26 protein-coding genes are annotated in these 21,284 nt (G+C 30.4%); 7 read left to right on the forward strand and 19 right to left on the reverse strand.

The window, feature by feature from the left end:
• Nucleotides 1-2 precede the first annotated feature (2 nt).
• From miaA to N5E64_RS03115, 5 genes are all read right to left on the reverse strand, one after another.
• The gene (miaA, locus tag N5E64_RS03095; RefSeq protein WP_115000588.1) at nucleotides 3-917 is read right to left on the reverse strand and encodes a tRNA (adenosine(37)-N6)-dimethylallyltransferase MiaA; all 915 of its coding nucleotides are present in this window, start codon (nucleotides 915-917) and stop codon (nucleotides 3-5) included.
• A gap of 95 nt (nucleotides 918-1,012) precedes the next feature.
• Nucleotides 1,013-1,474: a MaoC family dehydratase gene (locus N5E64_RS03100; protein WP_280035653.1), complete on the reverse strand. Its 462-nt coding sequence runs from the start codon at nucleotides 1,472-1,474 to the stop codon at nucleotides 1,013-1,015.
• 163 nt (nucleotides 1,475-1,637) lie between these two features.
• On the reverse strand, nucleotides 1,638-1,991 hold the full coding sequence (locus tag N5E64_RS03105; protein WP_280035654.1) for a YkvA family protein: 354 nt from the start codon (nucleotides 1,989-1,991) through the stop codon (nucleotides 1,638-1,640).
• A 101-nt stretch (nucleotides 1,992-2,092) separates the two neighbouring features.
• On the reverse strand, nucleotides 2,093-2,737 hold the full coding sequence (locus tag N5E64_RS03110) for a peptidylprolyl isomerase (protein WP_115000585.1): 645 nt from the start codon (nucleotides 2,735-2,737) through the stop codon (nucleotides 2,093-2,095).
• A 60-nt stretch (nucleotides 2,738-2,797) separates the two neighbouring features.
• Entirely contained in the window at nucleotides 2,798-3,013 is a 216-nt protein-coding gene (locus N5E64_RS03115; protein WP_038334324.1) for a hypothetical protein, read from the reverse strand.
• A 111-nt stretch (nucleotides 3,014-3,124) separates the two neighbouring features.
• Here N5E64_RS03115 and N5E64_RS03120 point away from each other — a divergent pair, with 111 nt between their 5' ends.
• The 5 genes from N5E64_RS03120 to N5E64_RS03140 all read left to right on the forward strand — a co-directional run bounded on the left by N5E64_RS03120 (nucleotide 3,125) and on the right by N5E64_RS03140 (nucleotide 6,303).
• On the forward strand, nucleotides 3,125-3,826 hold the full coding sequence (locus N5E64_RS03120; protein WP_280035655.1) for a DUF1826 domain-containing protein: 702 nt from the start codon (nucleotides 3,125-3,127) through the stop codon (nucleotides 3,824-3,826).
• A 168-nt stretch (nucleotides 3,827-3,994) separates the two neighbouring features.
• Complete coding sequence (locus N5E64_RS03125) at nucleotides 3,995-4,234, forward strand: hypothetical protein (protein WP_280035657.1); 240 nt, start codon at nucleotides 3,995-3,997, stop codon at nucleotides 4,232-4,234.
• Entirely contained in the window at nucleotides 4,222-4,950 is a 729-nt protein-coding gene (locus tag N5E64_RS03130) for a hypothetical protein (RefSeq protein ID WP_115000581.1), read from the forward strand. Before N5E64_RS03125 ends, N5E64_RS03130 begins: the two co-directional genes overlap by 13 nt.
• Nucleotides 4,951-5,035: 85 nt before the next feature.
• Nucleotides 5,036-5,365: a translation initiation factor gene (locus tag N5E64_RS03135; protein WP_115002063.1), complete on the forward strand. Its 330-nt coding sequence runs from the start codon at nucleotides 5,036-5,038 to the stop codon at nucleotides 5,363-5,365.
• A 65-nt stretch (nucleotides 5,366-5,430) separates the two neighbouring features.
• The gene (locus N5E64_RS03140; RefSeq protein ID WP_115000579.1) at nucleotides 5,431-6,303 is read left to right on the forward strand and encodes a nucleoside phosphorylase; all 873 of its coding nucleotides are present in this window, start codon (nucleotides 5,431-5,433) and stop codon (nucleotides 6,301-6,303) included.
• A 71-nt stretch (nucleotides 6,304-6,374) separates the two neighbouring features.
• On the opposite strand, the gene recN is transcribed toward N5E64_RS03140, so the two are convergent.
• From recN to N5E64_RS03180, 8 genes are all read right to left on the reverse strand, one after another.
• On the reverse strand, nucleotides 6,375-8,033 hold the full coding sequence (recN, locus tag N5E64_RS03145) for a DNA repair protein RecN (protein ID WP_125349388.1): 1,659 nt from the start codon (nucleotides 8,031-8,033) through the stop codon (nucleotides 6,375-6,377).
• Entirely contained in the window at nucleotides 8,034-8,942 is a 909-nt protein-coding gene (locus N5E64_RS03150; protein WP_115000576.1) for a DUF4835 family protein, read from the reverse strand.
• A gap of 8 nt (nucleotides 8,943-8,950) precedes the next feature.
• Nucleotides 8,951-10,150, reverse strand: a complete 1,200-nt coding sequence (gene coaBC, locus N5E64_RS03155; RefSeq protein WP_280035658.1) for a bifunctional phosphopantothenoylcysteine decarboxylase/phosphopantothenate--cysteine ligase CoaBC — start codon at nucleotides 10,148-10,150, stop codon at nucleotides 8,951-8,953.
• The gene (locus tag N5E64_RS03160) at nucleotides 10,150-10,473 is read right to left on the reverse strand and encodes a DNA-directed RNA polymerase subunit omega (RefSeq protein WP_019973784.1); all 324 of its coding nucleotides are present in this window, start codon (nucleotides 10,471-10,473) and stop codon (nucleotides 10,150-10,152) included. Before N5E64_RS03160 ends, coaBC begins: the two co-directional genes overlap by 1 nt.
• A 27-nt stretch (nucleotides 10,474-10,500) precedes the next feature.
• The gene (locus N5E64_RS03165; protein WP_038334250.1) at nucleotides 10,501-11,382 is read right to left on the reverse strand and encodes an outer membrane protein assembly factor BamD; all 882 of its coding nucleotides are present in this window, start codon (nucleotides 11,380-11,382) and stop codon (nucleotides 10,501-10,503) included.
• Nucleotides 11,383-11,463: 81 nt separating this feature from the next.
• On the reverse strand, nucleotides 11,464-11,970 hold the full coding sequence (locus N5E64_RS03170; protein ID WP_219034611.1) for a ferritin: 507 nt from the start codon (nucleotides 11,968-11,970) through the stop codon (nucleotides 11,464-11,466).
• A gap of 12 nt (nucleotides 11,971-11,982) precedes the next feature.
• Nucleotides 11,983-12,861, reverse strand: a complete 879-nt coding sequence (gene dapA / locus N5E64_RS03175) for a 4-hydroxy-tetrahydrodipicolinate synthase (protein WP_280035662.1) — start codon at nucleotides 12,859-12,861, stop codon at nucleotides 11,983-11,985.
• 447 nt (nucleotides 12,862-13,308) lie between these two features.
• Nucleotides 13,309-13,554 (reverse strand): hypothetical protein, encoded by a 246-nt coding sequence (locus N5E64_RS03180; protein WP_280035664.1) that lies wholly within the window; start codon nucleotides 13,552-13,554, stop codon nucleotides 13,309-13,311.
• Nucleotides 13,555-13,772: 218 nt separating this feature from the next.
• Here N5E64_RS03180 and N5E64_RS03185 point away from each other — a divergent pair, with 218 nt between their 5' ends.
• Complete coding sequence (locus N5E64_RS03185; RefSeq protein ID WP_280035666.1) at nucleotides 13,773-14,429, forward strand: HAD family phosphatase; 657 nt, start codon at nucleotides 13,773-13,775, stop codon at nucleotides 14,427-14,429.
• A 10-nt stretch (nucleotides 14,430-14,439) separates the two neighbouring features.
• On the opposite strand, the gene N5E64_RS03190 is transcribed toward N5E64_RS03185, so the two are convergent.
• The 4 genes from N5E64_RS03190 to N5E64_RS03205 all read right to left on the reverse strand — a co-directional run bounded on the left by N5E64_RS03190 (nucleotide 14,440) and on the right by N5E64_RS03205 (nucleotide 18,409).
• On the reverse strand, nucleotides 14,440-16,209 hold the full coding sequence (locus tag N5E64_RS03190) for a MutS-related protein (protein ID WP_280035668.1): 1,770 nt from the start codon (nucleotides 16,207-16,209) through the stop codon (nucleotides 14,440-14,442).
• Between the two features lie 92 nt (nucleotides 16,210-16,301).
• Nucleotides 16,302-16,910, reverse strand: coding sequence for a fumarylacetoacetate hydrolase family protein (locus tag N5E64_RS03195; RefSeq protein ID WP_115000569.1), 609 nt, complete (start codon nucleotides 16,908-16,910; stop codon nucleotides 16,302-16,304).
• Between the two features lie 3 nt (nucleotides 16,911-16,913).
• Entirely contained in the window at nucleotides 16,914-17,672 is a 759-nt protein-coding gene (locus N5E64_RS03200) for a 3'-5' exonuclease (protein ID WP_280035671.1), read from the reverse strand.
• A complete protein-coding gene (locus N5E64_RS03205) occupies nucleotides 17,669-18,409 on the reverse strand; it encodes a phosphatidylcholine/phosphatidylserine synthase (protein ID WP_260509556.1) in 741 nt (246 codons plus the stop codon). Before N5E64_RS03205 ends, N5E64_RS03200 begins: the two co-directional genes overlap by 4 nt.
• 105 nt (nucleotides 18,410-18,514) lie before the next feature.
• Between N5E64_RS03205 and N5E64_RS03210 the strand changes: the two genes are divergently transcribed.
• Nucleotides 18,515-19,615 (forward strand): PorV/PorQ family protein, encoded by a 1,101-nt coding sequence (locus N5E64_RS03210; protein ID WP_260391952.1) that lies wholly within the window; start codon nucleotides 18,515-18,517, stop codon nucleotides 19,613-19,615.
• A 244-nt stretch (nucleotides 19,616-19,859) separates the two neighbouring features.
• Here N5E64_RS03210 and N5E64_RS03215 read toward each other — a convergent pair whose 3' ends face one another.
• Both N5E64_RS03215 and N5E64_RS03220 read right to left on the reverse strand, forming a co-directional pair.
• Nucleotides 19,860-20,288 carry a hypothetical protein gene (locus N5E64_RS03215; protein WP_038335800.1) on the reverse strand — a complete coding sequence of 143 codons (429 nt, stop codon included), beginning with the start codon at nucleotides 20,286-20,288 and terminating at the stop codon, nucleotides 19,860-19,862.
• Nucleotides 20,289-20,384: 96 nt separating this feature from the next.
• On the reverse strand, nucleotides 20,385-21,200 hold the full coding sequence (locus N5E64_RS03220) for a hypothetical protein (RefSeq protein ID WP_280035678.1): 816 nt from the start codon (nucleotides 21,198-21,200) through the stop codon (nucleotides 20,385-20,387).
• Between the last annotated feature and the right edge of the window lie 84 nt (nucleotides 21,201-21,284).

Raw genomic sequence — 21,284 nt, forward strand, 5'->3', positions numbered from 1 at the left:
ATTTATATTTTGTTCGATATAAAATTAATGATATTTTCTTGTTCGAAAGGAGAAAACCAATTGACAGTTTCATCTTTTTTGAACCATGTCATTTGACGTTTTGCAAAACGTCTTGTATTCTTTTTGATTTCTTCTATTGCAAAATCCAATGTAATTTTCTCTTCAAAAAAGTCGAACAATTCTCGATAACCAACAGTTTGCAAAGCATTCAAATCTTTTAAAGGAAATAAATTTTTTGCTTCATTTAATAAACCTTCGTTCTTCATAATATCAACTCGACGATTGATTCGGTCGTACATTTCTTCGCGAGGAAGTTCTAAACCGATTTTAATTATGTTAAATGGACGTTTGTTCAAATCTTGATTTCTGAAGTTAGAGAAAGGTAAACCCGAAGATCTAAAAATTTCTAAAGCACGTGTTACACGCTGTTTATTGAAAATATCAACTTCTTCAAAATACTTTGGATCGACTTCTTGCAATTCTTTTTGCAATTTTTCAATTCCAAATTCAGCAAGCTCATTATTCAAATCTTCTCTAATTTTAGGATTAACATCAGGAAATTCGTCAAAGCCAACTGTGATCGCTTTTTCATATAAACCAGATCCACCAACCATGACGCAAATGTCATTTGTTTTGAAATAATTATTCAAAAAAGCTAAGCCATCACGCTCAAAATCACCAACCGAATATTTTTCGTGAATAGAAATATTTTGAATAAAATGATGCTTCACTTCAGTCAATTCTTCCTCAGAAGGAACAGCAGTTCCTATCTTCATTTCTTTGAAAAATTGACGACTATCACAAGAAATAATTTCGGATTGAAAATGTTTTGCAACTTCTATTGCCAAATTGGTTTTACCAATTGCAGTTGGTCCAACAATAGAAATTAAGGTTTTATTATTTTGAATTTTTTGCATGTTATATGAAATCGAGCGCAAGATACTTCGATATTTTATGAAAAGAAAAAGCTTCTATAAAAAATAGAAGCTTTGTAAATTATATTGATCTTTAATTAATCATTAAAGTGGTAAAGGAAAACCACATCAGCCGTATAAGCAGGTTTCGGATTATCTTTAATTTCTAAATTTGCTTCGATGACAACTTTTGCAATTCCTCTCAAATTTGTAATAGATTTCAATTTTGCAGTTAATCTTACCTCACTATCAACCAAAACAGCTTGTCCAAATCTCAAACTTTCGATTCCGTAATTGATTAACATTTTGATATTACGAACCTCCGCAATTTGATCCCACAAATGAGGAATTAAAGAAAGCGTTAAATAACCATGTGCAATCGTTTTTTTGAAAGGACCTTCGTTAGCCGCTTTTTCTGGATCTGTGTGAATCCATTGATGATCTAAAGTCGCATCAGCAAAGCGATTGATTTGTTCTTGATTTATAATATGCCAGTCAGATTTACCTATTTCTTTACCTTCGAAAGCTTTGTATTCATCGAAATTATTAATAATAACCATTATTCAGGTGTTTTAGTTTTTAGTATTGTATTGCTCAAATCTAATGAATAATCGGCAGATAATAAATTTTATTTATGAGAAAGAGCGCACTTTTTGAATAATCTAAAAACAAAAAATCCGACTGAAAATTCAATCGGATTTGTGATAGCTATTTAATTTATTGTTATTCAATAATTTTTGCATCTTCAATATTTGCATAGGCTCTTTGTGTGTCTTTCCATGCAAGATATTTTATAACTTCTTTGTTGAAATATTTCATTCCAAAAAGTAAAATCCCAAAATCATCTATCAAACCAAAAGGTCCAAATAGCGCTTCTGGAATAAAATCGATTGGAGAAATAATGTATAAAGTTGCTACAAATCCAAGAAATAAATTCATGTTGTCAGGTTTGTAACTTCCTTTTTTGTAATCACCTAACATATTGAAAAAAGCCTTTACTTTTTCAAAAAAAGATTTGTCTTTTTGAGCTGCCATTGCTGCTTCTCCAGCGACTTTAAAGAATTTTGATTTTTTCATTTCACAAAATATGTTTTAAAAACGTATTATGTATTACAAAGTACATGCCAAAACATTTAAATTGATTTTTGTGTCATGTTAAAACTTTATGTTACATTGTTTTACTTGTTTTTCTTTTTCAGTTTAATGATTTTTGCATTCAATATTCTGTCAAGCTTTGGATATCTTTCGCGCATTAATTTTGTGCTGTTAAAAATTTCTTCATCTTCCATTGTTTGTCCAGCGTAACCATCATACAAACTTTCTACAACATTCATTCCGTTCACCACTTTTCCAAAACTTGGAAAACCTACTACATCATTGGAATTGATTGTATCCAAACGATGATTATCTTTCAGATTAATAAACAAATCCAAATCTCTTGAGTTTTTTCCTGCGCGCGCAAAACTCAAAGCTCCTTTACTATTTCCAGCAATAACAGGTTCATCTTCTACAATAAACTTTTTCCATTGATTAGAAACAATTGTGTCTGTATTTCCAAATTGGGCGACAAAATTCGGAACAACACGATAAAAAGTTCCATCTTCGAAAAAATTGTATTTCACCAATTGATAAAAACGATCAACAGCTTTTGGCGATAACTTTCTTTCAACTTCGATATCAATATTTCCTTTTGTTGTTTCAAATCGAGCAACAAAATTTTCTGGCGCTTGTTTTGTTGTCCATTTTTTATGAAAAACCGTTTTGCTAGAAGTACAAGCCGAAAGCGTAATAAGTGTAAATAATGTTAAAGTAATTTGTTTCATGTTTTAATTTTGTGGATTAAACTTAAACAAAAAACGACACTTAGCGTAAGTGTCGTTTCATTATTTTTGCAATTCTTGTTCAATTTTAAAAAACCATTCTGTTTTCTGGTTATAAACTTCCGCTTCGGCAAGCATATAATGTGCTTCTTTGGTTTCTTCATATTTCACGCGATCCATCGTTTCCGGATTGAAAGGTGGTAAAGGTTGCACTTCTGCGCTAAAAGTTTTGGTGTGGCCTTTATATGTAAATGTTTTGGTGATAATTTCTTTTTCCATTGTCTTTTAATCTTTGGTAAAAATACAACTTTTGTAAAGGAGAATTTGCATTCGGAATAATTTAATTTTTAGACTGAATTATTTTTCGATAAATAGTAATTTTGCGGTTATATGATTGCTCAAAATAATTCTAATCAACAACAAGTTTTAGTCGTTTCTTCGTTTGATGAACTTGTACATACAGCTTTTTCTGGGAAAAATAATGCGATAAATTGGCAACGAAATTTGGAAGGTGATTTTGAGGAAATTGTGAATCAATTGATTTTAAAAGATGATATTACTGTTATTTCTATTGATGATTTGAATGATTTAGATTTATCTAAAGAAGGAATTAAAGCGAGAAATATTTTGATCAATGATTTACAACAATTAACTGATTTTGGTGCTTCGCCAACTTTAAATTTACTAAAATGTTACGAACGTGATACTGAATTTGATTTTATTTCAACAGATGTTTATTCATTTCACGTTGATCGTTCGCCAATTCCTACGGATACTTTTTTGTGTACATATTATGGCGCTGCCAGTGATATTGTAGCGAATGAAGATGTCCAACAAAAAATCTTGATTCCTGAAATTAGAGAAAAATTATTCGAATTATATGATGGACATCTTGATGGTTTTGGAGATTTTCTGAAAGAATATTTCTTTGATTTGCATTATCAAATTCGTCCAGGTGTAGAACCAATTAATTTAGGATTAGGAAATCTTTGGCGATTGGCAGTTGATCATCCAGAACAAAAAGTTTTGCCTTGTGTACATCGCGCGCCGAAAGAAAATAAAGATGAATATCGATTATTGTTAATTTGTTAGGAATAAATTATCAAATAATTATTTTATAGTTTTTTAATAAAAATTATATAATTTAGATTCAAAAGGTTAGGTTTTTGAATGAACTCAAGCTTTTATTATTACAATGGTTTCACTAAATTTGCGTATATTTATTGGTGAATAATTATTGTTAATTTAATTTCTATTATTATGAACAAAGAATCAGATATACTAAAATTAGAAGAAGCAGGAGCGTTAAATCGTTTAGCTAAATCTGCATCGCAAGCTGCAATTAGAGTTTCAGAAGCATTAGATTTATCAGTTCAATATGTTCAAGGAAATCGAATCATCGAGAGAAAACCTAATGGAGAAATTAAGGTGATTAAAACAATAGATCGAATAAAAGTTCCAGTTGAATTGAAAAAAGGAGCTAAATTATGTCTAAAATAAAACGTTTACGCGTTTTTGCTGGTCCAAATGGATCTGGAAAGTCTACTTTATTCGATTCAATCTCATCAAAATTTAATGCTGGATATTTTATTAATTCAGATTTGATTGAAAAAGAAATTTCTTTAAAAGGTTTTATTGATTTGGATCGATATGAACTAAAACTTACCGAAAAAGATTTTGAAGATTTTAAAACTGAACCTGCTTCAATTTCATTATTCGAAAAAGCAAATAATGAAGGAAAAGCAATTGATGTGCAGTTTCGAAATAATGTTTTGGTTGATAAATCTAAGTCTACACATAGTTACGAAGCGTCTTTTATTACTTCATTTATTCGAAAACACTTATTGATTAAAGGTAAATCTTATTCATTTGAAACGGTAATGAGTCATCCTTCTAAAATTGATGAAATAGTGGATGCTAAAAATCGTGGTTTCAAAACATATATGTATTTTGTCTGTATTGAAGATCCTTTGATTAATATTTCTCGAATTGAAAATAGAGTAGAAAAAGGTGGTCACGCTGTACCAGATGAAAAGGTGATTAAACGATATCATTCTACTTTAATGAATTTATTTCCAGCTTTAAAAATTGTAGATAAAGGCTATATTTTTGATAATTCAACTCAAGAAATGAGATTATTTGCACAAGTTAAGAGAAATGAACTTGAAATAGTTTCGGATAAAGTTCCAAATTGGTTTATAAAACAACTGCAATAAAAATTTTATCTTTGTAATTATAATGGTACAAATGGACGAATTCCAATTTAAAACGCCATTTATTACAAAGATTACATCAAATACTATGGATTTACAAGATCAATTAAAAAATCTTTTTCCTGATCATATACCTGAGCCAGAAGAAGTATCAAATGAAGAACAACATGAGTTATGGATTCAGAAAGAACCATTGATTTGTAAGTTTGAGAAACGAAAAGGGAAAATAAATACAATTATAGAAGGTTACGAAGGAGAAACAGAAGATTTCAAACTTTTAGCAAAAGAAATTAAGCAATTTTTGGGTGTTGGAGGTAGTTTTAAAGACGAACAAATCATCATTCAAGGAGATTATCGCGATAAGATTATGGCTTTCCTGAAAGATAAAGGATTTAAAGTGAAAAGAGTAGGTGGTTAATAATTTCTTTACAATTATTACTGATAAAAATTGTATATTGTTCTCTTATTTTTAATTATAAAATCATGAGTAAAGCAGCATCAGAATTAGTTTTAAATGCAGACGGAAGTGTTTACCATTGTAATATAAGACCAGAGCATTTAGCAGATACTATTATAACTGTTGGTGATCCAAATCGTGTCGAAAAAGTTTCAAGACATTTTGATACAATCGAGCAGACAGCAAGCAAAAGAGAAATTGTGACGCATACAGGAACGTTGAATGGTAAACGTTTAACAGTTATTTCGACTGGTATGGGAACGGATAATATTGATATTGTTTTATCTGAGTTAGACGCTTTGGCTAACATCGATTTGGAAACTGGTGAGATCAAAAAAGATTTCAGAAAATTATCATTTGTTCGTATGGGAACTTCTGGAGCTTTGCAAGCGGATATTCCTGTTGATAGTTTCGTTATTGGTTCTCACGGTTTAGGTTTAGATGGACTTTTGCATTATTATGTTGGGAGTGAAGCGGTGATGAATAAAGAGGTAGAAGATGCTTTTATTAAACATGTTGATTGGTCGCCGAATAAAGCGCGTCCATATTTAGTAAAAGGATCTGATTTGTTATTAGATAAATTAGCTTCTGAAAAAACAATTCAAGGAGTAACAGCTACAGCTTGTGGTTTTTACGGACCTCAGGGACGTTATTTGAGATTGCAACCAAATCCAGCTGATATTAATGAGCGTTTAACAACTTTTAATTACGAAGGTTTAAGAATCTCTAATTTTGAGATGGAAACTTCTGCAATTTATGGATTATCAGCAATGATGGGACATGAAGCATTGTCGATAAATGCAATTGTTGCAAATAGAATTTTAGGTGAATTTAGTGCTGATTCTTACAAAGCAGTTGATGCAATGATTGAATATTCGTTAGAAAGATTAACAAAATAATTTCGGAATCATATAAAACAAAAGCTCGAGAATTTTCTCGAGCTTTTTTGATTTTATATAATTTAAGAATTTTAATTCAAATTCATTAATTCTTTTGCTTGATTGATTGCTGCATCTGTCAATTCTGAACCAGAAATCATTTGTGCAATTTCTTCTAAACGTTGTTGTTGAGATAATTCAATAACGTTTGTTTGCGTTGTTTCGTTTACGACTTCTTTGTAAACTTTTAGCTGATAATTTCCTTTTGAAGCGACTTGTGGCAAATGCGTAATCACTAAAAGCTGCATATTTTCTGCCATTGTTTGCATTACTTTTCCTGTTTCATTTGCAACTTTTCCAGAAATTCCTGTATCTATTTCATCTAAAATCAACGTTGGTAAATGTTGATGAGTTGCCAATAATTTTTTAATCGCTAACATCAATCGAGACCGTTCTCCACCAGAAACAGATTTTTCAAAAATACGCGGTTCCATTCCTTTATTTGCTGAGAATAGAAACAAAACTTCATCTTTTCCAGTTGCTGTAAAATCTGTTGTTTCGTTTAATTGAATGGTTAATTGAGAATTTTCCATTCCCAATTGTGACAACGTATTCAAGATATTTTTTCGGATAATTTCGATAGAAGAAATTCTATTTTTTCTAATTTTAATTACTTGTTTTTCAAGTTTTTCTGAAATTGAATTCAATTCTTTATTTAAGTGAATAATTAAATCACTCAAATTATCAAAACCAGAAGTTTGACTTTCTAATTCGTCACGTTTTGCAATTAATTCTTCAACAGAAATCACATTATGTTTACGCAATAATTTATGAATCAAATCGTAACGATCTGTAATTTCTTGTAATCTTTCAGGATTAATTTCAGTCGAATCTATCAAACTACTCATTTCACCAGAAATATCTTGCAATTCTATTTTAGAAGAAATTAATCGTTCGTAAATAGAATTGTATTGCGAATTATAATCCGAAATTTTATTCAATTTATTGCTTGCTTCATTCAATTGAGAAATGATTCCCATCTCTGGATGTTCCAAAAATTGGTAAGTTTCATTCAAAGTCGAAATAATTTCTTCTACGTTTGACAAAGATTTTATCTCGATTTCCAATTCCTCTAATTCTTCATTTTTTAGCGAAGCATTGTTCAATTCTTCCCACAAATGCAATTTATACTCTAAATCTTGTGATTGATTTTCTAATGAATTTTGAGCGTCTTTTATCTTTTTCTTTGTTGAAATATAATGGTTAAAATCCTTCTTATATTCTTTCAACAAGTCTTTATTTTCTCCATAAATATCCAACATCGAAAGTTGAAAATCAGCTTCAAAAATTTTAGGTGTATTAAATTGAGAATGAATATCAATCAATAATTCTGATAATTCTTGTAAAATAGAGACTTTAACAGGCGTATCATTGATAAAAGCACGCGATTTCCCAGAAGGTAATAATTCTCTTCTCAAAATAGATTCGTCTTCATAATCTAAATCATTCTCTTCGAAAAAATCATTTAATTCAAGATTTTTAATCTCAAAAACAGCTTCGATAATACATTTTTCATCAACATTTTTCAAGGCTTTTAAATCGGCACGTTCGCCTAAAACTAATTTTAAAGCACCTAACAAAATCGATTTTCCAGCACCAGTTTCACCGGTAATTGTGGTCATACCTTGATGAAAATCAATCTCCAATTGATCGATAATGGCGAAATTATTAACGCGAAGAGTTTTTAACATTTACTTTTTCAATTTATTCCAATAATTGTCGTTGTATTTTGGCGCGATTGAATTTAAAATTCCTTTCAGTTTCTCGATATTCACCGTAGAAACCTGTCCGCCTGAAAATACTTGACTAATTTCGCTATTTTTTGCTGTTAAGAAAAGTTCTAAAGGATAAAATTGAGAATAATTTCCTCTTTGGTAAAATTCTAACTGCAATAGAGTATTTCCAATAGCATTTTTACCACGAACTTCGTTCTCAGACATAATGTCTAAGCCGTTTCTATGATATTGATAGATGATATTTCGAAGTGTTGAATTATCCGATTTTAAAATATTGTTAATTAAGGCTGTACGCGATTTTATTCCATCTAATTCGCTCCAACCAGAGAAATTATTGTTCGCTTGACCGAAATCTGCAATTTTCTTCGCCATTTTGAAATACTCTGTTCCGCCTTCTTTCGCAAATGTATCTGCATCATATCCCAAAACTAAATAAATGTAATACGTCAATACATCTGTCAAATTTTTTCCACTGAATTTTCGATCATTGAAAATTAACTCTTCAGATTCTTGGTATTGAAACGTAAAATTATCGTCAGATAAATTAAGAACAGGCGTATAGTACGTTGAGTTAAAAACAGGACGACGAGATTGTACCAAAATAGTACCTTTCATTCTGTTTCCCTCACGTTCCGTTACATTGATGACGAAACTAGCTTCAATTCTTTCGTATGTTTTTAAACGATCATTTGTCCATTTTGTTGAATTAATAAACGTTTTTAATGATCTTTCTAAAGTTTGATAAACCTGTGTATTAGATCCCTGAACCTGAGAATAATCGACTTTTACATCTGCAATAATATTTTGCGAGAAAGCCGAAATAGCTAAACACGACGAAAAGAAAATTGAGGCTAATTTCTTCATAATAAATTTTATAACTTATTTAAAATGACATTCAAAATATCTTTTGCAACATCTGTTTTTGATTTTGCATCAAATTGTTGCATCGATAAATCTTTATCAATAATTGTAATTTTGTTTGTATTCTTCTGAAAACCAGCTTCTTTATCTTGCATCGAATTAAGAACAATAAAATCAAGATTCTTTTTGGCTAATTTTTTCTTTGCATATTCTTCTTCGTTATTCGTCTCTAATGCAAAACCAACCAATAATTGATGTGTTTTGATTTCGCCTAACGATTTTAGAATATCAGGATTTTTCACCAATTCGATAATTAAATTATCATCGTTTTCTTTCTTAATTTTATGCTCAGCCATTTTTTTTGGACGATAATCTGCAACAGCCGCTGACATTACCACAGCATCAGCATCAGCAAAATTAGCGTGCATCGCTTCGTACATATCACGAGCAGAAACAACATTTATTCGATCGATAGGAAAACCTGTAACAGATTCGTGACTTGGACCACTAACCAAGGTAACTTTTGCACCCAAATTAGCAGCAGCTTTTGCAATCTCGAATCCCATTTTTCCCGAAGAATAATTACCTATAAAACGAACAGGATCTAAGTTTTCGTATGTAGGACCAGCAGAAACTACTACTTTTTTTCCGTGAAGTGGGAGAGTAGCTTCGATTGTACTTTCCAAAAACGCAATAATGTTTTCAGGTTCAGCCATTCTACCTTCTCCAATTAATCCACTTGCTAATTCTCCAGCTTCAGCAGGAATACAAATATTTCCGAAAGATTCTAATTTAGCAATATTTTCTAAAGTTGATGGATGTTTGTACATATCCAAATCCATTGCTGGAGCAAAATATACAGGACATTTAGCCGAAAGATAAGTTGCTAGAACTAAATTATCACATGTTCCATCTGCCATATGTGACAACGTATTTGCTGTGCAAGGTGCAATAATCATATAATCTGCCCAAAGAGCATATTCCACATGATTATTCCAATCCCCTTTATCACCGAAAAATTCCCATTCGACAGGATTTTTAGAAAGTGTGGAAAGTGTAAGTGGAGTAACGAAGTTTTGAGCTTCTGGCGTCATAATAACTTTAACATCAGCTCCTTTTTTGATTAGCCCTCTAACAAGAAAAGCGGCTTTGTAGGCCGCTATTCCGGCAGAAACTGCCAAAAGAATTTTTTTACTATGTAAAACAGACATTATTTATCCTCATTTGGATTTCTGTAATATACGTCATTGTCTAACCATTCCTTAACCGCAATAGAAGTCGGTTTAGGTAATCTTTCGTAGAATTTTGAAACTTCGATTTGCTCTCTATTTTCAAAAACTTCTTCTAAAGAATCTGTATGTGCAGCAAACTCATCCAATTTCTGAATTAATTCAGTTTTCATTTCTTGGTTGATTTGTTCTGCTCTTTTACCCATAATTACAATCGATTCGTATAAGTTTCCTGTTTTCTCATCGATTTTATTACGATCATAAGTTTGTGTTGTTGGTGCTGCACCGATATCCTTGAAATTCATAATGAAAGAATTTTATATATTTTACTATTATTTATTATTTTGCTCTTTGCTTAATTCAGCTTGATCAGCTTCAAATTTCTTTTTAGCTACTTCTATATCAGCTAATTGTTTTTTAGTCTCAACCATATCTTTGTCGATTTTCTCCATCAATTTATCAGCTTCTGCTTTAAATTTTGTTTGCGGATAATATCTTGTTAACAAAAGATATTGCGTTCTGGCATCTTGTAAACGTAAATCTTTGTTCTCGATACGAGAGAAATTTAACGCCAATTCTGTTTTAGAACGTAATGAATACATCATTGCTTCTTCACGAAATTTAGAATCTGGATATTCATCAACCATATTGTCAAAAGAAACTCCAGCAGCCTTATATTTCATTGTTTTGTAATAAACTTTAGAAATTTCGAAAGACTTTAATTCTAATTTTTGTCTAAGTTCTGTAATATAATTATTCGCTTCTGCAACGTGTGCTGATTCTGGATACGAATTGATAAATCCTTGTAACTCACTGATTGCTGTATATGTACTTGTTTGATCCAAGTCATATTTTGGCGAATCTTTGTAATAAGAAAATGCAGATTTGAACAACGCTTCTTCTGCGCGGCTATCCATAGGATAAGCTCCTGCAAAGCTTTTGAATTGATGTCCTGCTAAACGGAAACTTTTTTCGTTAAAGTTACCTTGTGCCATATTATAGGCAATGTCCGCAGATTTTTCTGTTCCTACAAATGATGTAGAAATTTTTTCATACAATTCGTTTGCCAAATCATATTTACCATCTTGATACAATTGTGTAGCCAATGTAAAGATTTCGTCTTTATCCGTACTTTTCATCGCTTTGTTATAGGTCTTGTTACAAGACACTAAAGAAGCGCCAATTAAAACTACTAAGCTTAGTTTTTTAAACATTCTGCAAATTTAATAAAATTTGAGGACTAAAGTATAAAATATTTTTTTCTTATCCTCTTAATAAAATCTCAAAGTTTTGATTTATTCCGCTGTTGTGTCTGTATTTAATGTAACTATATCACGATCAAATAGATATAAACCTCCTTTGTCAGATCCAATCATTTCTAGCTTATCTAAGATATTTCTTGCTAATTTTTCTTCTTCAATTTGCTCAGAAACATACCATTGCAAGAAATTGTGAGTTGAATAATCTCTTTCTTCTAATGTTAAGCCTACAATTTCGTTAATTGATTCAGAAACAAAGCATTCGTGGTTTAAAATTGCAGTAAAAACTTCTTTCAATGTTGTGAAATCTTGTTTTGGTTCTTCAATTTGTGGAACAAACGCTTTTCCGCCTCTTTCGTTAATAAATTTAATTAATTTTAACATATGCATACGTTCTTCGTCTGCATGCGAGTACAAGAAATTTGCAGTTCCTTCTAAACCTTTCACTTCAGCCCAAGAAGCCATAGCTAAATATAATTGAGAAGAATCTCCTTCTAATTTGATTTGTTTGTTTAATGCGTCTAATATTGTATCTTTTATCATAGCTTTATTTTTTTAGATGTTTGATAATAATTGGTTAATTTTTGTTGTCAAATTAGCTGATGCTGGAACTAAAGGTAATCTTGTAAATGGTTTACAAACTCCTTTTTTATCTAAAACAGCTTTTATTCCGCAAGGATTTCCTTCCTCGAAGATAGCACGTGTAATTTCTACAACTTTGTAATGACCTTCGTAAGCAGCAACAACTTCTTTGTTGATTGCTTTGCGAATCATATCTGTAAAAATAGTTGGAACGCCTTGTCCAATAACAGAAATAACACCAGAACCTCCAGCTAAAGTCATTGGAACAGCGAATTCATCATCACCAGAAATAATATTGAAATCTTCGCGTGTATTTTTACGGATAATATCTGTTGATTGTAAGAAATCTGGTGAAGCTTCTTTAATCGCAACAATATTTTTGAATTCATTTGCTAAACGAATTGTTGTATCTGCTGAGATATTAGAACCCGTTCTACCAGGAACATTATACAAAATAATGTTGGCATCTGTACTTTCTGCAATCGCTTTATAATGTTGGTAAATCCCTTCTTGATTTGGTTTATTATAATAAGGAGAAACTGTAAGAACTGCGATATAATCACTTAAATCTGTTTCTTGATATTCATTAATAACTTCTGCCGTATTGTTACCTCCAATACCCAAAACCATCGGAACACGATTAGCATTCGCCTTCTTTATTGTTTCGATTACCTGTTTCTTTTCATCCTTTGTAAGTGTTGCTGCTTCTGCAGTAGTTCCTAAAATAACTAAATACTCAACACCGCCATCGATACTATAGTTTACTAAATTTTCTAATGCAGCATAATCTACGGTACCATCTTGTTGAAAAGGCGTAACCAAAGCAACTCCTGTCCCAATTAATTGTTTCATCTTCTATAAATGTTATTAAATCTAATACTAAGTTAAAATTCGGAATTATATCTTGAATAATCAAATAATAGTGTTAATCTATAATTGGTCTTAGATAAAATCCAAAATCTTTCAAAAATAGCGATTAATTTATAGGAATAAAATTAATTTAAGCCAATGTTTTATGATTTTACTTATAAAAAAAAGCCACTCAAAACGAGTGGCTCATATTATTTCTAACTTTAGATTAGTTAAATGTATATTTAAATCCTAAAGAAAAACGACCAGCTTCAAAATCTGAATCATTTGATAATCTCCAATCAGGCTTCCAATCAAAATGTAAAGCCAATGGAGCAGAAGGAATTTTGTATTCTAAACCAGCTTGCGGACGAATTGCAAAATAAGTTTTGTCCTCAAATTTACCTCCATCTACAAAAGATAATTGAGGTCCAACACCAACATACCATCCTAATCCATTTCACCAGAAAAAGGTTGATTATACGTATAATCTGCACCTAAAACAGTAATGTTATCTCCAAACATCACCTGTACGTTACCCGCATTTTTACCATCAAAAGAGTGCTTGAATTGTGGACCTACGAGTGTCTCTCCGTCTCCTAAATCTACAACAACACCTAAAGCATTTTTATAGTTTTGAGCATTTACTTGAGAAATTCCTAATGCCATTACAGCTACTAATAATACTTTTTTCATTTTTATCAAATTTTCAGTTTTAACTTTGTTATGCCAAGAATTTTACAAAAAGCGTGCAAATGTTATCTTAATGTTAAGTTTTAACATAAGTATTGTTGTTTGGTTTCGGATATAACCCTTTATATCAGTAATATAATCGATTAATTTAAAATCATTCTAAAGTTTAAACTTTTACATCATTTTCTTAAAAAAGTTAATTTTGTAGAAACAAAATAATAATGATTAAAACTGTAATTTTCGATATGGACGGCGTAATCGTCGATACAGAACCAGTACATAAATATGCTTATTTCGAACATTATAAAGAACTAAATATTCCGGTTACGGAAGAATTATTTGCCACATTTACAGGACAATCGACAAAAAATGTTTATCAAATCTTGAAAGATAAATTCAATTTGAAAGATGAAGTGAACGATTTGGTTTTGAGAAAACGTACAATTTTTAATGAAGCTTTTGATACAAAACCAGATTTATATTTGATTGATGGTGTTGAGAGGTTGATTAGAGATTTATACAATAATGGAATTGAATTGATTTTGGCGTCCTCTGCTTCAAAATCGACAATTGATCGAGTTTTTAATCGTTTTGAGTTGAATCAATATTTTACGCATAAAGTTTCTGGCGAAAACTTTCCGAAATCAAAACCAGATCCAGCCATTTTTCTGCATGCCGCTGATTTAGCAAAGTCCGAACATAGCGAATGTATTGTTATCGAAGATAGTAAAAATGGAGTAGAAGCGGCTTTACGAGCAAGTTTGTATTGTTTGGGTTACAAAAGTGTAAATTCGAAACAACAAGATATTTCAAAAGCAAATTGTATTGTTGATGATTTTAATGCGATTGATGCGAATTTTATCAAAGAATTAAATTAACAATTTAAGATTAATCAATAATTCTAAATTGTTTCATTAAGAAAATGGCATTCATCATTTTGGTTGTGCCTTTTCTTAATTTATAATCTGAATAATAATTGTTGTCCACGTTTTTTAATTCGAAACAATAATTAATAATATGATCCGGATTTTCACTTTCCATTTTCGTTAATTCCAAATCATGTGTCGCAATAAAACCAATCAATTTTGTGGGAGATTTGATTAATTTTTCTAATAATTTCTGCGAACCAATTAATTTATCTTCCGAATTTGTTCCTTTTAAAATTTCATCTAAAATGATGATTTGTGGTTGATTATTTTCTAAACGTTCAATTAATATTTTCAATTTGTTAATCTCATTTTTGAAATAAGAATCGCCAGATGACAGATTATCAACCGTTCTGATACTTGTAAATAAATCCATTGGGTAAAATGACATTTTTTCTGCACTCACTTTTGCGCCATTCATCGCTAAAACCAAATTTGTTCCAACTGTTCTCAAAAAAGTACTTTTTCCAGCCATATTTGCACCTGTAATAATCGCAATATTGTTTGGACGATTGGTTTCCAAATCATTTTTCACAACTATTTTTTCATCTAATAAAGGATGAAAACCATTGATAATTTTTAATTCATACGGTTCTTCTACGATTTCGGGAAATGTAAATGAAGTATGTTTATCGTTGAATAGTGCAAATGAAACGAAGGCTTCTAATTTGGCTAATTCATCTAACCAAGGTTTGATTTGATGAACCGTTTTTTGAATTTCATTTTCAAATTTGATCGAATAATGTAATCGCCACAAGAAAAATGTATTCAACACAAAGCCTACAAGTGGGAAATTTGCTGCATCTAAAGTTTCTTTTGTTGAAGAAATTGTCTTGATTAAATCCGATGATTTGAAAGGATGTACAAACTTATTTTTAATTTCAGCGTTTAGTTTTGACTCAAATTTTTCCTCTTCAATATGTCGAAAAACTTCATATAAATTATCCAATTCATCTGCTTTCATTGTCGTGTACGCCGCAATTCGTCGAAGTTGTTGCTTATAAAACATGGAAATTGCATTCGGAATAATAACTGCACCCAAAATCCAATAAAAAACAATTTCTTTCGGAAAACCAATAATTGCTAAAGCGGTAAAGCACAAAATATTCAGAACAGAAATGATGATTGGAAGTAATTTTATTGAATCAGTATTAAATACACGATTTTCGAACACAAAAATTGAAGATTGATTCATGTTTAATCGCTTTGTAAATGTCAAAAATGTCACTATCCAATTTCTTTTTTCAGCCAATTCTGTAAATGCATTTTGTCTATCAATAATTTCTGATTTGTCTAAAATCAAATTCGATAAAAAATGTTTCAACTGTAAATTTCCAATTCGAGTTTGCGTTTTATTGATCCGATTGAAGATTGAATTTCCTTCCAAAATATCTAAATCTTTGTTGTAAACATTATTGAACTGAGAATTATCTTCAACAAATGGATCGATAGAATCATCAGATTTTATTTGATTAATAATTTCTAAAGCTTGAATTGAATAATTGAGTTCCGAAGAAATTTTAGAAGTTTTAACCACTAAAACGATGAAAACTATAAATAAAATAGAAGAAATAATCAAATATAAATTGTTGCTCGACGTGACGTAAAGCAATAAAAATACAACCGAAATAATAAATGTAACAAGCCTGATATTGCTGATTTTATTCTTTTTTGACTTTAAAAGATTAAAATCATTTTGTAGTTTTTCTTCAATTTTCAGATAGTTTTCCATTCTTAATTTTATTTCTGATTAAAGGTAGTGGTATAAATAATAAAAGAGCGAAATTTCGCTCTTTTAAATTGTTGTTTATATAATTGTGTGAATTACAACACTTTTATTTCGAATACTTTTTCATCATTCAAATAACCTTCTAACGTATCTTTTGAATTGATTTTAGAAACTCCCGCTGGCGTTCCAGTAAAAATTAAATCGCCTTTTTTCAAGGTAAAATATTTAGAACATTCCGCAATTAACGTATTGATATGAAAAATCATATCTTTTGAATTTCCTGTTTGTACATTTTCTCCATTTCGATCTAATTTGAATGTAAGATTTTCTAAATCAAAATTTTCTTTTGGATGAAAATCAGAAGCAAATGCAGAACCATCAAAAGCTTTCGCAATTTCCCAAGGAAAACGCTTTTCTTTCAATTCTTGTTGTACATCGCGCGCTGTAAAATCAATTCCTAAACCGATTTCTGAAAAATAACGATCTGCAAATTGAGGTTGAATCATTTTTCCAACTCGATCAATTTTAATTACAATTTCCGTTTCAAAATGAACTTCTTTCGTAAAACTTGGAATAACAAAAGGAAAACCCTTTCTTAAAATGGCCGAATCTGGTTTCATAAAAAACATAGGCGATTCTGGAATTGGATTATCTAATTCTTTTGCATGTTCGACGTAATTTCGTCCGACACAAATAATTTTCATCGCTTAAAAACCGTTTTGTAATTTGATTCGAGTAAAAACTTTCTTTGTATATAAAGGAAAATCGGCATTCTGAATCCACGCATAATAACCTGGATCTTTCGCAAAGATATCCGTCACAACTTGTCCTTTATACTTGCCAAACGAAATAATTTCTTGGTCTTTATCATTGTACTGAATAAATCCAGCTAAATCAGCCGTTTTGCGTTGAGAAGAAAATTCGCTCAAAAATTTATTGTCATTTTCAAGCTCGTCATATTTCTCGATTTGCGCCATCAAAACTTCGTAAGTCGCAATTGTATCAGCTTCCGCAGAATGTGCATCAATCAAATCTTTATCGCAATAATACTTATAAGCAGCGCTTAAATTGCGAGGTTCCATTTTATGATAAATCACTTGCACATCAATTGGACGATGTTTTGATAAATCAAAATCAAAACCATTACGTAATAATTCTTCTGCTAAAAGTGGAATATCAAAACGATTTGAATTATATCCTGCCAAATCAGAATCTTTAATCATTTCCATAATCGCAGGGGCAAGTTCTTTGAAAGAAGGCGCATCGGCAACATCTTCGTCAGAAACTCCGTGGATTAAAGTTGTTTCTGGTGGAATTGGAATTCCAGGATTAACTTTCCAAGTTTTTACTTCTTTTGAACCGTCTGTCAAAGCTTTCACGATAGAGATTTCAACAATACGGTCTTTTGAAACATTAGTTCCAGTTGTTTCTAAATCAAAGAAACAGATATTTTTAGTTAATTTCATTTTGTAATTTCTTTTCTAAAAATGATTGAGATAAGGATGTACAATAAGATGATTAGCGGAATTGCAGCAACTTGCAACCAAGCCACTAAACCTAATGTAATGATTAAGAAAATATATTTATAATAATTTTCTGCCCAACTCAATCCTTTAAATTTTAAGGCAAATAATGGTAAATCGACAATTAATAAAACACTAAATACAATAGAAACGGCAATTAATAAATACGGATCAACAGATGGATTTATAATTTGTCCATTATTGTAATAGATAGAAAATAATGAGAAAATAAATAAGGTATTTGATGGTGTTGCCAAACCTTTGAAATACGTTGCTTGATCTTCATCTAAATTAAATTTGGCTAATCGTAACGCCGAAAAAGCAGGAACTAAAAAAGCAAATAATGAAATTGCAGCAATTTTTAAATTCTCATTTTCATAAATAAAATCAGTTGAAAAATGATTAAACATCGAAAATAACATCAATCCTGGTACAACACCAAACGAAATACAATCTGCCAAAGAATCCAATTCTTTTCCAATCGGGCTACCAATATTCATTAGTCGTGCAACCATTCCGTCCAAAAAATCAGCAACTAATGAAATCAACATCAAAACCATCACAATTGTAACTGTGGTAGTTGTGATTTGAGCATTGCTCGAAATCATGAAAATGGCTGATAATACACCACATGAAAGATTAAGTAGTGTTAGAAAATTTGGAATTGTAAATAATTTCATAAATGAATTTTTCATCACAAAAGTACAAACAAAAATTAATCTGAATCCTTTTTAAACACAATAAAACCACTATTTTTGAGTTTTTATATTCGTAATTCATCAATTTTGAAAAAGACATTCCTTATATTATCTGTTCTAGCAAGTCAATTTGCTTTTTCTCAAACCACACGCAAATATTCGAACGAGTTTTTGAATATTGGTGCAGATGCGCGCTCGTTTGCAATGGGTAATGCGGTTGTGGCGAATATTGGAAATGCTAATGCGGCTTATTGGAATCCTGCTGGATTAACGGAAATTACCTATGATTGGGAAGCTGCAGCAATGCATGCTGAATATTTTCAGTCGATTGCGAAATTTGATTATGCAGCGGTTGCAATTCCGTTGAGAGAAAGTAATTCTACGATTGCATTTTCGTTTACACGTTTTGGTGTTGATGATATTTTGAATACAACAGAATTAATTGATAATCAAGGAAATATTAATTACGATAAAATCTCTAAATTTTCTACAGCAGACTATGCTTTAACAATGTCTTATGCGGGAAATGTCTTTAATAATAAAGATATTCAGTTTGGTGCAAATGCTAAAATCGTTTATCGACATATTGGGAAATTTGCGCAAGGATTTGGTTTCGGTTTAGATCTTGGTTTGCAATATCGTACCGATAATAAAATGTATTTTGGTTTGATGGCGCGCGATATTACAACAACTTTCAATGCGTGGAGTATCAATAAACAAAAGGTAAAAGAAATCACGATTGACGAACCAAATAATGAAGGTGAGCCAACAATTTTGAATGATTTACCTGGAGAGAATATCGAATTAACAATGCCTAAATTGCAATTTGGAGTTGGAAAGCGTTTTGATTTTAATGAACGAGTTTCGTTATTGGGAGAGGTTGATATAAATATCGAATTTCAACAAACGAATGCCGCAATTTCTGGAAAAGGATTTTCGATTTCGCCACAAGTTGGTCTTGAATTAGGTTATGATGACATGGTTTTTGTACGTGGAGGATTGAACAATTTACAGAAGATTTCGCAATTTGATGGAAAAGATAAAACTCAAATTCAGCCAAATGTTGGGGTAGGTTTCAAATACAAAGGAATCTCGATTGATTATGCTTTGACAAACTTTGGAGACAGCGGTTTGGGATTGTATTCTAACATTTTCTCAGTCCGTTTCGAGATGGATAAATGGAGATAAATAAGTTTTACCCATAATTATATTGATAGGTATATTTTTCTGAATATTGATATTTTATACTCTGTCAAGTGTTTCCAAAAGCGTTTGGGCTTTGTAACATCGAATTTTTCCTTGTTTCAATTGTTGTCCAATTAAAATAAGACTCCCATAAAACATTATATTTTGGATCAGTCTTCGCAAAAAATAAATCTTAATAATCTTCTCAAAACGAATAAATATCGCTGAAAAAAGTTTAACAAAAAAATTAATCATATTCTAAATTGATTAAAAGTTCAGTCTTTAATCGGCTGATAAAATTACAATCTAATTCAGCAAGAAGAATATCAATTAATTGAGACAAAAAATCGCGGTGAATATAGTTAAATAAAAAGGTTTTTTCATTGGTCATAAAATAGAAATCAAAATGACTAAAATAACCTGAAATTGATTTAATCTCTAATGTTGGAAGTTCTTCGGGTTGAAAAAAATCACTTAATTTTGCACGATAATCATGTATTTTTTTGATAGAATTTGAATTAATATCAACATATTCCAAATTTAAATCTTCAATTTCATCTGAATAAAATTGAATCAAAAATTCATTTTTAGGATAATCATTTATGTACAAATTGAAACGATTATCTTTTTGGTATAACTGAAAAAGTCGATTAAATTCTTGCACATTATTGATCATAATAGATGAAGTTAAATGATTGATTTGAATAAATTTAATGACATTTAGTTAAATAATCAAATAAAAAAGAGCCAAATTAGCTTGGCTCTTGTATTTTTAGTAACGTACTGTTCTTGTTGTATTTGAAATTGGTTGATCGATATCTTTGACGAATTGTGTTCGTTTGACCCAATTTTTATGATTATCATATTGATATTTAATCGTGGAAATATTCTTTACTTTTCCTGCTTCATCAATCACAGTTTCTTCAATAATATTATTGTTTTCATCAAATTTGCGAATATATTTATTGACTTGTTTATTGTCTTTGTCCACATAATTTTCCTCTATAGGATTGCCTTTCGCGTCGTTTTTATAATTCAACGTATAATTTCCTTGGTTATATTTCACCAATGTTTTGACTAAAAATCCATTTTGATATTGAAACGTTTTTTCGATAAAAACATCAGAATCTTCCAATAAATTAGTTTCTCTTTCGTAAGTTACATTCTGATTTTGGTCTAATTTGTATTCAGTTTTAGAAACATTGACATCATTTTCGCTTTTCGTGACAATGTAACCGTCTGTTGTATATTCATAATCAAAATTGAAAACTAAACTTTCGTCATTGTTTTTCATTTCTCTCGAAATCAATTTATTCGATTCATTATAATTAAATATTTCAGCAAAAGTTTTATTTCCAGCTTCATCAAAATAATCACGTTTTGTCGGATTACCATCTTTATTATACGTTGATTTTGTGTAATATTCCGTTTCATAACCTTCAATAAACTTCATGCGAATACGTGCTTTTTGCATCGATTCTTCGATAAAAGTTGGATTACCTAAAACATCATTTTGTTGTAATTCAGATTTTTGAGCAAATGCAAATCCTGAAAATAATATCGTAATTAAAGCAATGTTTTTTAACATATGTTGTATTTTTTTATTCTTGAATAGAAAGATTAACCAAAATTAATCCAAAAATGTAGATTTCTTGATCTATTTAAAGGTGAA

Source organism: Empedobacter sp. GD03739 (genome assembly GCF_029843245.1).
GTDB classification, from domain to species: Bacteria; Bacteroidota; Bacteroidia; order Flavobacteriales; family Weeksellaceae; genus Empedobacter; species Empedobacter falsenii_B.

Coding starts and splice junctions, on each gene's coding strand:
- miaA (WP_115000588.1), bottom strand. CDS start 917: ATGCAAAAAATTCAAAATAATAAAACCTTAATTTCTATTGTTGGACCA.
- N5E64_RS03100 (WP_280035653.1), bottom strand. CDS start 1,474: ATGGTTATTATTAATAATTTCGATGAATACAAAGCTTTCGAAGGTAAA.
- N5E64_RS03105 (WP_280035654.1), bottom strand. CDS start 1,991: ATGAAAAAATCAAAATTCTTTAAAGTCGCTGGAGAAGCAGCAATGGCA.
- N5E64_RS03110 (WP_115000585.1), bottom strand. CDS start 2,737: ATGAAACAAATTACTTTAACATTATTTACACTTATTACGCTTTCGGCT.
- N5E64_RS03115 (WP_038334324.1), bottom strand. CDS start 3,013: ATGGAAAAAGAAATTATCACCAAAACATTTACATATAAAGGCCACACC.
- N5E64_RS03120 (WP_280035655.1), top strand. CDS start 3,125: ATGATTGCTCAAAATAATTCTAATCAACAACAAGTTTTAGTCGTTTCT.
- N5E64_RS03125 (WP_280035657.1), top strand. CDS start 3,995: ATGAACAAAGAATCAGATATACTAAAATTAGAAGAAGCAGGAGCGTTA.
- N5E64_RS03130 (WP_115000581.1), top strand. CDS start 4,222: ATGTCTAAAATAAAACGTTTACGCGTTTTTGCTGGTCCAAATGGATCT.
- N5E64_RS03135 (WP_115002063.1), top strand. CDS start 5,036: ATGGATTTACAAGATCAATTAAAAAATCTTTTTCCTGATCATATACCT.
- N5E64_RS03140 (WP_115000579.1), top strand. CDS start 5,431: ATGAGTAAAGCAGCATCAGAATTAGTTTTAAATGCAGACGGAAGTGTT.
- recN (WP_125349388.1), bottom strand. CDS start 8,033: ATGTTAAAAACTCTTCGCGTTAATAATTTCGCCATTATCGATCAATTG.
- N5E64_RS03150 (WP_115000576.1), bottom strand. CDS start 8,942: ATGAAGAAATTAGCCTCAATTTTCTTTTCGTCGTGTTTAGCTATTTCG.
- coaBC (WP_280035658.1), bottom strand. CDS start 10,150: ATGTCTGTTTTACATAGTAAAAAAATTCTTTTGGCAGTTTCTGCCGGA.
- N5E64_RS03160 (WP_019973784.1), bottom strand. CDS start 10,473: ATGAATTTCAAGGATATCGGTGCAGCACCAACAACACAAACTTATGAT.
- N5E64_RS03165 (WP_038334250.1), bottom strand. CDS start 11,382: ATGTTTAAAAAACTAAGCTTAGTAGTTTTAATTGGCGCTTCTTTAGTG.
- N5E64_RS03170 (WP_219034611.1), bottom strand. CDS start 11,970: ATGATAAAAGATACAATATTAGACGCATTAAACAAACAAATCAAATTA.
- dapA (WP_280035662.1), bottom strand. CDS start 12,861: ATGAAACAATTAATTGGGACAGGAGTTGCTTTGGTTACGCCTTTTCAA.
- N5E64_RS03180 (WP_280035664.1), bottom strand. CDS start 13,554: ATGAAAAAAGTATTATTAGTAGCTGTAATGGCATTAGGAATTTCTCAA.
- N5E64_RS03185 (WP_280035666.1), top strand. CDS start 13,773: ATGATTAAAACTGTAATTTTCGATATGGACGGCGTAATCGTCGATACA.
- N5E64_RS03190 (WP_280035668.1), bottom strand. CDS start 16,209: ATGGAAAACTATCTGAAAATTGAAGAAAAACTACAAAATGATTTTAAT.
- N5E64_RS03195 (WP_115000569.1), bottom strand. CDS start 16,910: ATGAAAATTATTTGTGTCGGACGAAATTACGTCGAACATGCAAAAGAA.
- N5E64_RS03200 (WP_280035671.1), bottom strand. CDS start 17,672: ATGAAATTAACTAAAAATATCTGTTTCTTTGATTTAGAAACAACTGGA.
- N5E64_RS03205 (WP_260509556.1), bottom strand. CDS start 18,409: ATGAAATTATTTACAATTCCAAATTTTCTAACACTACTTAATCTTTCA.
- N5E64_RS03215 (WP_038335800.1), bottom strand. CDS start 20,288: ATGATCAATAATGTGCAAGAATTTAATCGACTTTTTCAGTTATACCAA.
- N5E64_RS03220 (WP_280035678.1), bottom strand. CDS start 21,200: ATGTTAAAAAACATTGCTTTAATTACGATATTATTTTCAGGATTTGCA.